Source organism: Sphingomonas sp. Leaf339, from assembly GCF_001426195.1.
Classification (GTDB): domain Bacteria; phylum Pseudomonadota; class Alphaproteobacteria; order Sphingomonadales; family Sphingomonadaceae; genus Sphingomonas.
This window is the reverse complement of sequence record NZ_LMRS01000056.1, coordinates 38,729-50,074: the sequence shown is the minus strand read 5'-3', so window position 1 is coordinate 50,074 and position 11,346 is coordinate 38,729. Positions and strand designations below refer to the sequence as shown.

Genomic DNA, 11,346 nt, shown 5'->3' with positions numbered 1-11,346 from the left:
GGATGGTCAGATCGGCGGCAGGTCCGCCAGCAGTTTGTCCAGTGTCACGGGCATGGCGCGGACGCGGATGCCGGTGGCGTTGTAGATCGCGTTCACCACCGCCGCGCCAGCGCCGGAGATACCCAGTTCGCCGACGCCCTTAGCGCCTACAGGATTGGCGGAATCGTCGATCTCCTCGACGAAATGCGCCTCCAGGGCGGGAATGTCGGCGCTGACCGCAACGTGATATTCGCCGAAATCGGGGTTCACGAAGGTGCCGGTGCGCGTATCGACGACCGCATCCTCGGACAAGGCATAGGCGATGCCCCACGCCATGCCGCCGATCAGCTGGCTGCGCGCGGTCTTGGCGTTAAGGACGCGGCCGATATCGAACACGCCGAGCATCCGCCGCACGCGTACCTCGCCGGTGACGGCATTCACCGCGACTTCGCAGAAATGGACGCCGTGGCTGGCCTGGCTGGTGCGTTGGCTTTCCTTGCCGGGGCCGGTCTTGCCATAGCCGGTCAACGGCTCGCCGCGTAGCAGATCGGCGAGCGGCACCTGTCGCCCGCCGGCGGTGACGCAGCCGTCCTTCAGGCGCAGTTCCTCGGGCGAAGCGTTCATACGGCGGGCGAGTTCGGCGAGGATATCCTCGCAGGCCAACACCACGGCGGAACCGGCGCTGCCCGCGCCGAACGATCCACCCGATCCGGCGCTAGGTGGCAGATCGGTGTCACCGAGCCGGGCATCGACGCTGGCCATCGACAGGCCGAGCATCTCGCCGGCCACCTGTGCCAGCACGGTATAGGTGCCGGTGCCGATATCGGTCATGTCGCATTCGACCACCGCGCGAGCGTCGGCCGTCACATGGACCCGCGCCTCGGCCTTCACGGTGAAGTTGCCACGCAGCGCCGCCGCCATGCCGATACCGACCAGCCATTCGCCATCGCGGACCGATGCCGGATCGGGCAGCACGTCCGGCCAGCCGAACCGGCGCGCGCCCTCGTCATAGCAATCGAGCATCCGCCGGGTGGAAAAGGGCTTGCCGCTGGTCGGATCGACGGTCGGTTCATTGAGCCGGCGAAAGGCGAGGGGGTTCATCCCCAGTTGTTCCGCCATCTCGTCCATCCCGCATTCGACCGCGAAGGTGCCGACCGCTTCACCGGGCGCACGCACGGCGCCGGTTTCGGGCAGGTCGACGCGAACCAGACCGGTGGTGAACTTGCGCGCCTTGCCGGCATAGAGCGGCAACGTGCCGAAGGGGACGGGCTCCAGGAACTGGCCCTGATCGTTCTGGGCGACGACGCTTTCATGCGCCATCGCGGCGATGTGCCCGTCCGCGTCGCAGGCGATGCGGATGCGCTGCACCGTGTCGGAGCGGTGGTGGACCATATAGGCGGTCTGACGGCGAGGGAGGGCGATCTTGACCGGCCGGCCAACATGTTGGGCCGCGATCGCGGCCAGGATCGCCTCCGCGCCGACGCCGGTCTTGCCGCCGAAGCCGCCGCCGACATAGGGGGCGAGCACGCGGACCTTGTCCTTGTCGATCTTCAGCGCCTGCGCGATCGTGTTACGGGCGGCGCCGATCACCTGATTGCTGATCCGCAGCGTCACCGCGTCACCGTCCCACCAGGCGGTGGTCGCATGTGGTTCGAGCGCGGCAGGGAAGTGGACCGGCGTGGTATAGGTCGCGTCGAGTGTGACCGCTGCTGCCGCGATTGCGGCATCGACATCGCCGATCTCGATCGGGGGCAGGAAGCCGATGGCGGGTTTCGCCTCGACCGGTTGGGCGCGTGGATCGAAACGACCGGGGGTGGCTTCGATCTCGACCTGAACCAGCCGGGCCGCTTCGTTGGCGATGGCCTGCGTCTCTGCCACGACGATCGCTACGGGCTGGCCGTAATGGAAGATCGTATCGGTCTGGAACGCCGGCATGGCGCGGGAATTGGCTTGTCCCGATGGCATGCGGGGATCGTCGGTGATAACGGCCAGCACGCCGGCGGTCGCCTTGGCGATCGCGGTATCGATCCGGACGATCCGTCCGGCCCCAGCGGGGGTGCCGACGATCGCCGCCACTGCCACGCGGTCCGGCGCGTGTTCGAACGCGTAGGTCGCAGCGCCGGCTACCTTGGCCGGCCCATCGACGCGGTCGAGGGGGCGGCCGAGAACCTGTTGCTGCCCCTGCGCCAGACCGGACGGGCGCAGGGGGTTGTCCATCATCACGTCACTCACCCGCGCCATCCTTTTGTTCCTGGCGGATGTAAGAGCGCGGGGACCATCATTACAGGGGCGGCAACCCGTCCAGCAGCTTGTCGCAGGTGATCGGCATGTCGCGGACGCGGACGCCACAGGCGTTGTAGATCGCGTTCACCACTGCCGCTGCCGCGCCGGCGATACCCAGTTCGCCGATCCCCTTGGCATGGATCGGGTTGGCGTGGATGTCGCGTTCGTCGATGAAATGCACCTCCAGTTGCGGCACATCGGCGTTCACCGGCACATGATATTCGGCGAGGTCGCGGTTCACCAGCTTGCCGTCGCGGGTATCGTGGATCAGATCCTCGGTCAGCGCGGTGCCGATGCCGAAGGTCATGCCGCCCAGACATTGCGAGCGCGCGGTCTTTGCATTCAGCACCCGGCCGGCGGCGAAGATGCCGAGCATCCGCCGAACGCGAACCTCGCCCGTCACCACGTTCACGCCGACTTCGGCGAAATGGGCGCCATACGACGCCTGCGTGGTTTCCTTTTCCTGCTTGCCCGGCTTGATCTCGCCGGTGGCATCCATGCCTTCGCCGACCAGATCGCCGATGGGACGCGAGCGGTTGTCGCCTATCGCCATGCCATCCTTCAGCGTTAGCGAATCTTCCGGCACGTCCATCGCCTTGGCGAGATTGCTGCGCAGCATTTCGCAAGCCAGATAAACGGCCGATCCGGCTGACCCGGCCCCCCATGAGCCACCCGATCCGGCGGCGGGGGGATCATTGGTGTCACCGAGACTCATTGTGATCCGGTCGACCGGGATACCTAGGATTTCCGACGCGATCTGCGCCAGGATCGTATAGCTGCCGGTGCCGATATCGGTCATCGCCGACGAAACCGTCGCAGACCCGTCGGGATGGATTTCCACCTTCGCCGAGGATTGCTGCAGCATGTTGGCGCGCGTGGCGGAGGCGACACCCATGCCGACCAGCCATTCGCCCTCACGCTGGGTCGCGGGTTGCGTGTGGCGCTTGTCCCAGCCGAACAGGCGTGCGCCGTCATCCAGCGCGCGGCTCAAATGGCGCGACGAATGCGGCACCTGCTTTTCGGGATCGGTCTGGGTGTCATTGACCTTGCGCAGCGCGATCGGATCCATGCCGAGCTTTTCGGCCAGTTCGTCCATCGCGCATTCCAGCCCGACCATGCCAACCGCCTCGCCCGGCGCGCGCATCGATCCGGACAGCAGCAGGTTCAGTCGCACCATATCGTGCGTGATCGAGCGGTTCTCACCGGCATACAGGAAGTGGGTGCCGATGCCGACGGGTTCGAAATACTCTTCGCTGGCGAGGTTAGAGGTCAGCGAGTCATGCCCGATCGCGGTCAGCTTGCCGTCGCGCCCGGCGGCCAGCCGCACGCGCTGCTCGGTGTTGGAACGGCGGACGGTCGCGTCGAAGACCTGACTGCGCGCCATTACCGCCTTCACGGGGCGGCCAAGCTGTTTGGCCGCGATCGCCGCGGCGACGCTTTCCGGGGCGATACCCAGCTTCGATCCGAAGCCGCCGCCGATATAGCGCGCGATGATCCGCACCTTCTTGGCGCTGATGCCGAGTGACTTGGCGAGCTGTTGCGCGCCGGACGTCGGCATCTGATGCGAACTGTAAAGCGTCAGCGCATCGTCTTCCCACACCGCGATCGAGGCATGCGGTTCCATCGCCGCCGAATTCTGGCTGGGGGTGATGTATGTCAGATCGACGGTGACGTCGGCATCGGTCATCGCCTGATCGACATCGCCCTGCGTGTAATGGGCGGGGATCATGGCGTCGGCGGGCTTGTCGGCCTCGTCGCGGTGCGCGGCGAAGTCGTATGTGCCTGCCGATTTCTCGTAGGTGATGGGCAGTCGCTGTGCTGCCTCCCGTGCCGCCTCGAAACTGTCGGCAAGCACGATTGCGACGATCTGGCCGAAATAATCGATGTCCTTGACGCCCTGTGTCGGCGCGCCCGTCTCACCACCTTGTTGCGGCACCTTGATGAAGGTGTCGAAGTCTGTGACGACGTCGATCACGCCGGGCAGGCACTTCACCGCGTCGGCATCGATCGACACGATCTTGCCGTGGCCGATCTTGGCACCGACCAGCACGCCGTGCGCCAGATTGTCGATCTGATATTCTGCCGAATAGGTCGCGCTGCCCGACACCTTCAGCGGCCCGTCCACTCGGTCGAGCGGGTGCGAGATCACACCCTGCACGCCGGTATCGAGCAGGCTGACGGGATGCGGCTTGTCCATCGTCAGGCTGTTGGTCTTGCTGTCGCCGAAACCGAACATCGCTTATGCTCCCGTCAGCTCACGCAGCGACGCGATCAGCGTGCGCCGCATGAGCGGAATCTTGAAATCGTTGGACCCGAAGCCGCGAGCCTCCGCCAGCAGCGCATCCGCCGCCGCCTCAAATGTCGCGGTCGTTGCTTCCTTGCCGACCAGCGCGGCCTCGACCGCGTCGGTGCGCCACGGCATTGGGCCGAGGCCGCCGAAGGCAAGTGCCGCAGACTTGATCGTGGTGCCGTCCATCACAATGACGCCGGCGACAGACACCAGCGCAAAGGCATAGGAGGCGCGGTCGCGGACCTTGCGGTACAAATGCCGCGCGCCCTCGACCGGCTTGAGCAGTTCGATCGCGGTGATGAGCTCGCCCGGTTCCAGCGCCGTCTCGATCTCCGGCGTCTCACCCGGCAGGCGATAGAAATCGGCGATGGCGATGCGGCGACGGTCGCCGTCCGCCTTCTGCGTCACGATCGTCGCATCCAGCGCACGCATGGCGACGGCCATGTCGGACGGGTGCGTCGCGATGCATTTGTCGCTGGTGCCGAGCACGGCGAGGATGCGATTGAAGCCGCCGATCGCCGAACAGCCGCTGCCCGGTTCCCGCTTGTTGCAGGGGGTGGCGGTGTCGTAGAAATAATAGCAGCGCGTTCGCTGAAGCAGATTGCCGCCGGTCGTCGCCTTGTTGCGCAACTGGCCGCTGGCCCCCGCGAGCAACGCGCGGCTGAGCACTTCATAGCCCTCGATCACGCGTGGTTCGGCGGCGAGATCGCTGTTCGGCACCAGCGTGCCGATCGTCAGCCCGCCATCATCGCGCGTTTCGATATAGCCCAGGGGCAACCGGGTGATATCGACCAGCTTGCCCGGCGTTTCGATCTGCAATTTCATCAGATCGAGCAGGTTGGTGCCGCCCGCGATGAACTTCGCGCCCGGGGTGGCCGCATCGGTCGCAGCGGTTTCGGCGCTGGTGGCGCGTTCGTATTGGAAGGTCTTCATGCGCCGACCTCCGCAGCCGCTACCCGCACCGGCTCGCGATCGCCGAGGCCGGCGACCTCGCGGATAGCATCGACGATGTTAGGATAGGCGGCACAGCGGCAGATGTTGCCGCTCATCCGCTCCGAAATTTCGGCGTCGGTCAGCTCGGCATCGGTCAGCGAGGCGGAGGCATGGCTGGCCCAGCCCTTCTTCGCCTCGTCCAGCATGCCCACCGCCGAGCAGATCTGACCGGGTGTGCAATAGCCGCACTGATAACCGTCATGCTTCACGAACGCGCTCTGCATCGCGTGAAGGTTGCCGACCTGACCCAGGCCCTCGATCGTCGTGATCTCGTCGCCGTCGTGCATCACCGCCAGCGTCAGGCAACTGTTCACGCGGCGACCGTTGACCAGCATCGTGCAGGCCCCGCACTGACCATGGTCGCAGCCCTTTTTCGAGCCGGTCAGGCCCAGATGTTCGCGTGCCAGATCGAGAAGCGACGTCCGTACGTCGACTTCCGCTTCATATCGCTGCCCGTTGATCGTCCACTGCATGCCGCTAGCCCTTTGAGCTGAATATGAACTCCCCAACGCGGGCGGACGGTCACGGCTCCCGTTGCGAGTGGTTATCAGGGCAGCTACTCTGCCGGGACATCGACAAAATCTTCATCGCTGCCCGCTAAGGCGGCGCGGTCCGTCGGAGTTCTTGATATGCGTCAATTTTTGCCCCTGATCCTCGCGTTGCCGTTGATGGTCGGTGGCTGCATCAGCACCGCCGCGTCGATCGTGAAGGCGCCGTTTCAGGTCGCCGGCAAGGCGGTCGACTGGACGACGACCAGCCAGGAGGAATCCGACCGCAATTACGGCCGCAAGATGCGCAAGGCCGAGGCGCGCGAGGGTAAGGAACGGCGCGAATGGGAAAAGCAGTGCCGCCGGGACCCCGACGATTGCCGGGCCTATGACGGGTATGTCGCGGGCCGGGGCTGAACCCTCAATCCTCGCCGACGATCGCGTCGATCGCCTGCGCCATCTCGATATCGCGTGACGACAGCCCGCCGGCATCGTGGGTGGTCAGCAGCACATCGACCCGGTTGTAGACGTTCGACCATTCGGGGTGATGGTTCATCCGCTCCGCGACCAGCGCGACCTGCGTCATGAAGCCGAACGCCTCAATGAAATCGGCGAACACGATGCGGCGGACGATGGCGTCGCGTGCCTCGTCATGATCCCATTCGGGCAGGCCATCCAGCGCGTCGGCCCGTTCGGTTTCGCTCAGCGACTCGATCATCCACCCCTCCGTCTTGCCGCCACCCGGCCACCCCGCCTATGGCGGTCGGCATGGATCGGCAAGGCTTCCCCGGCACGGCACCCGACGCCGCCCAGATCGAAGCGATCGCGCGCGCGACGATCGAGCGGTTGCCGCCCGAGTTCGCCCGGCATCTGGGCGATGTGGTGTTGCTGGTCGAGGAGTTCGCGGACGACGAGACGCTCGCCGCGCTGGGCATCGAGCATCCGCTGGACCTGACCGGCATCTATAGCGGGCGGCCGGCGGGCGAGAAATCGTCGGGCGAATCGGGGGCGCTGCCCGATCGCATCCATCTGTATCGCCGTGCGATCCTGGACGAATGGGTCGAAACCGGCGTTCGCCTCGACGATCTGGTCGCGCATGTCACCATCCATGAGATCGGCCATCATTTCGGCCTGTCGGACGCCGACATGCACGCGCTGGAGGACGAAGTGGGGGAGGAAGAAGTGGGCGAGCGCGGTTGAGCGTCGGACTGGTCGCCACTGGTCTCGGCGCGCGGCGGGGTGGCCGGACGGTGTTCGCCGATCTGTCGTTCTCGTTGCATCCTGGGGAAGCGCTGCTCGTCACCGGCCCCAATGGGGTCGGTAAATCGACGCTGATCCGCGTCTGCGCCGGGCTGTTGCTGCCTGCGGTCGGCGTGATGGATTATACGCCGGCCCCTGATCGCCCCGCCGTCGCGCTGCTGGCCGAGTCGGCGGCGTTGGACGGGGAGTTGCCGCTGGGCGACGCGCTGCATTTCTGGGCGCGGCTGGACGGACGGGCCGATCCTGCCGATCGTGTCGCCACCGCGCTGGCCGAGGTCGATCTGGCCGCGCTGGCGTCGGTGCCGGTGCGGTTGCTGTCGACCGGGCAGCGCCGCCGTGCCGCGCTGGCACGGGTGGTTGCCAGTGGCGCCCTGCTCTGGTTGCTCGACGAGCCGGCCAATGGGCTGGATGCCGCCGCCACCGCGCGGCTGGAGGTGCTGGTCGAACGGCATCTGGAACGCGGCGGCATGGCGATCGTCGCCACGCATCTGCCATTGCGGTTGCCGGGGGTGCGGACGCTGGGGTTGAGTGGCGTGGCATGAGCGGATCGCTGTGGCCGCTGATCTGGCGCGACGTGCGGCGTGGCTATGCCGGCGGCGGCGCGACGCTGGTGGTGGTGTTCTTCCTGCTCGTCGCGACGCTGTTCCCCTTTGCGATCGGGCCTGATGCGGCGTTGCTGGCGCGAATCGGCGGTGGCGTGATCTGGGCGGCGGCGTTGCTCGCGGCGCTGATGCCGGTTGAGCGGCTGGTCGCGCCCGATCTGGAGGCGGGGGTGTTCGATCAACTGGCGATCCGGGGCCAGTCGCTGGCGGCGGTCGCCGCGGCGCGGATGCTGGCGCATTGGCTGGCCTTCGCGCCCCCGTTGATGCTGGCGACGGTGATCGCGGCGGGGTTGCTCGACCTGTCGGCTGAGACGCTGTTGCTGGTTGAGGCGGGGCTGGCGATCGGGACGCCCGGTCTGGCCGCGCTGGCGGTGGCGACGGCGGCGCTCACCGCTTCGCTCCGCGGCGCGGGGGCGATCGCGGGGCTGGTGATGTTGCCGCTGGCGGTGCCGTTGCTGATCTTTGGCGCCGGCGCGCTGTCGGGCGGGGCGAGTGCGCTGAAGCTGCTGGCGGCCGTCAGCCTGTTGTTGGTCGCCGGGGCGCCGTTCGTGGCGGGGGCGGCGATCCGCGCGGCGATGGAGTAGCGTCCCGCCAGATGCCCGGCGCCAGATCGCCCAGCGTCCAGTCGCCGATCCGCCACCGTACCAGCCGCAGCGTCGGCAGACCGATAGCGGCGGTCATCCGGCGGACCTGCCGGTTCCGACCCTCCTCGATCGTCAGCCGCAGCCAGGCATCGGGCACCGTCTTGCGGAAGCGGACGGGCGGATCGCGCGGCCAGAGATCGGGGGTGTCGATGCGCTCCGCCTGAGCGGGACGGGTACGGCCGTCCTTCAGGTCGACACCGCCCCGCAACATCGCGAGATGCGAATCGGCCGGATCGCCCTCCACCTGCACCAGATAGGTCTTGGGCATCTTGAACTTCGGATCGGCGATCCGCGCCTGCATCCGGCCGTCGTCGGTCAGCAGCAACAACCCCTCGCTATCGAGATCGAGTCGGCCGGCCGGATAGACACCGGGCAGATCGATGAAATCGGACAGGGTGGAGCGCGGCGATACGGTGCCGCGATCGGTGAACTGGGTCAGGACGCCATATGGTTTGTTGAAGAGGATCAGCCGCGACATAGCCTCAATCCTTGTCGAAACGGGGCGTCAGCGGCTCCACCGCGCCCAGATGGCCGTGGGCAGCACCAGCCCGCGGGCTTCCTCGCGCACGCCCAGCTCGCCGCATTCCACCGTCCCCGGCAGGTCGGCGAACGCCTGGCGCAGCAGCTCGCCGATCGCCAGCGCCGACATGCGGACGGCATAGACGGTCAGGAACAGGAAGCGCGAATTTTCGTCGAGTAACTGCCGGCAATTCGCCACCAGCGCGGGGAGATCCTCCTCCAGCCGCCATATCTCGCCCTCTGGCCCGCGCCCATATTTGGGCGGATCGAGCAGGATGCCGTCATAGCGCCGACCGCGCCGAACCTCGCGCGCGACGAATTTGGCGGCGTCGTCGATCAGCCAGCGGATCGGTGCGTCGGCCATGCCGGACAGGGCGGCATTGCCCTTGGCCGCCTCAACCGATTTCTTCGACGCATCGACATGCACCATCCGCGCGCCCCTTGCGGCCAGCGCCAGCGTGCCGACACCGGTATAGCCGAACAGGTTCATACATTCCGGCGCGTCCATCCCGGCCACGCGTTCGCGCATCCAGCCCCAGACCGGCGCCATGTCCGGGAAGAACGCCAGATGGCGGAACGGCGTACATTGCGAATTGAACGACACCGCGTCCCATTTCAGCCGCCAGCCGTCGCGGGGAACCTGATCGTTATAACGCCACTGGCCGCCGCCATCCTCGTCCGATCCCGGCACGAATTCGGCCGCCGCCTGCCAGTCGTCGCCGGCGGGCGCCCACATCGCCTGTGGTTCGGGGCGGATGAAGCGGTAGCGGCCATAGCGTTCGAGTTTCCGGCCGTGGCCCGAATCGATCAGGCCGTAATCGGCCCATGGCTCGCCGATCAGCGTACCCGGCGTCATGTCGTTCACCGCGAGGGGTGGGCGTGGGCGGCGACGTAATCGCCCACCGCCGCCAATGTCGCGGGCATGGTGACGTAGCGTTCCTCGCGCTCGAACAGGTCGCCAACGCGGGCGGGCAGCACCGGCCGGGCCCCTGTAGCCCGTTCCACGGCGTCGCGGAACTTGGCGGGGTGGGCGGTGGCCAGCGTGACGATCGGTATGCCCGGGGCCAACTGTTGCCGGCGCGCGGCGGCCAAGCCGATCGCCGTGTGGGGGTCGATGACCTGCCCGGCGTTCTCGCAGGCCCAGCGCATCGCCATCGCCATGTCGTCGGGATCGACCCGTTCGCTGCCGAACAGGCCGGCCGCGCCCTGACTCTGCGCGTTGGTGAGGCGCATCGCCCCGGTCGCTTCGAAGCCCTTCATCTGGGCGGCCAACGCATGACCGTCGCGCCCGCCGAGATCGAACAGCAGCCGTTCGAAATTGGACGAGACCTGGATATCCATCGACGGCGTCGCGGTCTGTTCGACGGTGCCCTTGGAATAATCGCCAACGGTCAGCGCGCGGTGGAGAATGTCGTTGACGTTGGTGGCGACCACCAGCCTGGCGATCGGCAGTCCCATCCGGGCAGCGACATAGCCGGCGAAGACGTCGCCGAAATTGCCTGTCGGCACCGCGAACGCCACCGGCCGCGCCGGCCCGCCGAGGCGGACGGCGGCGTAGAAATAATAAACCACCTGCGCCATCAGCCGCGCCCAGTTGATCGAATTGACCGCCGACAGCGCATAGGTGTCGGCCAGCGCCGGCGTCGCGAACATCGTCTTCACCAGCGCCTGCGCGGTGTCGAAATCGCCCTCGATCGCGATGTTGTGGACGTTGGGCGACAGCACCGTCGTCATCTGGCGGCGCTGCACGTCGGACACGCGGCCGACCGGGTGGAGCATGAAGATGTCGACGCCCTCTCGCCCCGCCACCGCATCGATCGCCGCCGACCCCGTATCGCCACTGGTCGCGCCGATGATCGTGAGGCGTTTGTCGGTGCCGGTCAGGAAGCGTTCGAAGAACAGGCCCAGCAACTGCAACGCCACATCCTTGAACGCGAGCGTCGGGCCGTGGAACAGTTCCAGCAGCCACTGGTCGTGATCCAGCTGGACGAGTGGCGTGACGGCGGCGTGGCTGAAGCGGCCATAGGCGGTTTCGCAAAGGTCGCGCAGTTCGTCTTCGGTCAGCGCATCACCGATGAACGGCGCCATGATGCGGATCGCGGTTTCGGCATAGGACAGGCCGGCCAGTTCGGCGATCGCCTCAGGCGACATCGTCGGCCATGTCTCCGGCACGTAGAGCCCGCAGTCAGCGGCCAGCCCGGCGAGCGTCGCTCCACGGAAATCGAGAACGGGCGCGGTCCCGCGCGTGCTGAAATAACGCATGGGCAGGTTCGCTAGCGGCGGGGCGG

The 11,346-nt window shown here is 67.0% G+C and carries 12 protein-coding genes; 4 read left to right on the top strand and 8 right to left on the bottom strand.

Translation table 11 applies throughout. The features are described from left to right. Positions 1-6: 6 nt before the first annotated feature. The 4 genes from ASG67_RS15745 to ASG67_RS15730 are packed head-to-tail and all read right to left on the bottom strand — an operon-like array spanning position 7 to position 6,018. Positions 7-2,220: a xanthine dehydrogenase family protein molybdopterin-binding subunit gene (locus tag ASG67_RS15745; RefSeq protein WP_056532094.1), complete on the bottom strand. Its 2,214-nt coding sequence runs from the start codon at positions 2,218-2,220 to the stop codon at positions 7-9. A 40-nt stretch (positions 2,221-2,260) separates the two neighbouring features. After that, entirely contained in the window at positions 2,261-4,498 is a 2,238-nt protein-coding gene (locus ASG67_RS15740; protein WP_056532092.1) for a xanthine dehydrogenase family protein molybdopterin-binding subunit, read from the bottom strand. Positions 4,499-4,501: 3 nt separating this feature from the next. Next, entirely contained in the window at positions 4,502-5,485 is a 984-nt protein-coding gene (locus ASG67_RS15735) for an FAD binding domain-containing protein (RefSeq protein ID WP_056532090.1), read from the bottom strand. Next, entirely contained in the window at positions 5,482-6,018 is a 537-nt protein-coding gene (locus tag ASG67_RS15730; RefSeq protein ID WP_082543583.1) for a 2Fe-2S iron-sulfur cluster-binding protein, read from the bottom strand. The genes ASG67_RS15735 and ASG67_RS15730 overlap by 4 nt, the downstream gene beginning before the upstream one ends. Before the next feature lie 156 nt (positions 6,019-6,174). On the opposite strand from ASG67_RS15730, the gene ASG67_RS15725 reads away from it, so the two are divergent. After that, positions 6,175-6,450 carry a hypothetical protein gene (locus tag ASG67_RS15725; RefSeq protein WP_056532086.1) on the top strand — a complete coding sequence of 92 codons (276 nt, stop codon included), beginning with the start codon at positions 6,175-6,177 and terminating at the stop codon, positions 6,448-6,450. A 4-nt stretch (positions 6,451-6,454) separates the two neighbouring features. Here the strand turns inward: ASG67_RS15725 and ASG67_RS15720 are convergent, their stop codons facing one another. Next, positions 6,455-6,751, bottom strand: a complete 297-nt coding sequence (locus ASG67_RS15720; protein WP_056532083.1) for a 4a-hydroxytetrahydrobiopterin dehydratase — start codon at positions 6,749-6,751, stop codon at positions 6,455-6,457. Positions 6,752-6,801: 50 nt separating this feature from the next. On the opposite strand from ASG67_RS15720, the gene ASG67_RS15715 reads away from it, so the two are divergent. From ASG67_RS15715 to ASG67_RS15705, 3 genes are read left to right on the top strand one after another with little or no spacing between them, the layout of a single operon-like run. Continuing rightward, positions 6,802-7,233: a metallopeptidase family protein gene (locus ASG67_RS15715; protein WP_235535250.1), complete on the top strand. Its 432-nt coding sequence runs from the start codon at positions 6,802-6,804 to the stop codon at positions 7,231-7,233. Further along, positions 7,230-7,835 (top strand): heme ABC exporter ATP-binding protein CcmA, encoded by a 606-nt coding sequence (gene ccmA / locus ASG67_RS15710; protein ID WP_056532079.1) that lies wholly within the window; start codon positions 7,230-7,232, stop codon positions 7,833-7,835. Before ASG67_RS15715 ends, ccmA begins: the two co-directional genes overlap by 4 nt. Continuing rightward, positions 7,832-8,479, top strand: coding sequence for a heme exporter protein CcmB (locus tag ASG67_RS15705; protein ID WP_056532077.1), 648 nt, complete (start codon positions 7,832-7,834; stop codon positions 8,477-8,479). Before ccmA ends, ASG67_RS15705 begins: the two co-directional genes overlap by 4 nt. Here the strand turns inward: ASG67_RS15705 and ASG67_RS15700 are convergent. The 3 genes from ASG67_RS15700 to thrC are packed head-to-tail and all read right to left on the bottom strand — an operon-like array spanning position 8,412 to position 11,320. After that, complete coding sequence (locus ASG67_RS15700) at positions 8,412-9,017, bottom strand: pseudouridine synthase (RefSeq protein WP_056532075.1); 606 nt, start codon at positions 9,015-9,017, stop codon at positions 8,412-8,414. The genes ASG67_RS15705 and ASG67_RS15700 overlap by 68 nt on opposite strands. Positions 9,018-9,044: 27 nt before the next feature. Further along, entirely contained in the window at positions 9,045-9,914 is an 870-nt protein-coding gene (locus ASG67_RS15695) for a class I SAM-dependent methyltransferase (RefSeq protein WP_056532427.1), read from the bottom strand. 5 nt (positions 9,915-9,919) lie between these two features. Then, complete coding sequence (gene thrC / locus ASG67_RS15690; protein WP_056532073.1) at positions 9,920-11,320, bottom strand: threonine synthase; 1,401 nt, start codon at positions 11,318-11,320, stop codon at positions 9,920-9,922. Positions 11,321-11,346: the final 26 nt, after the last annotated feature.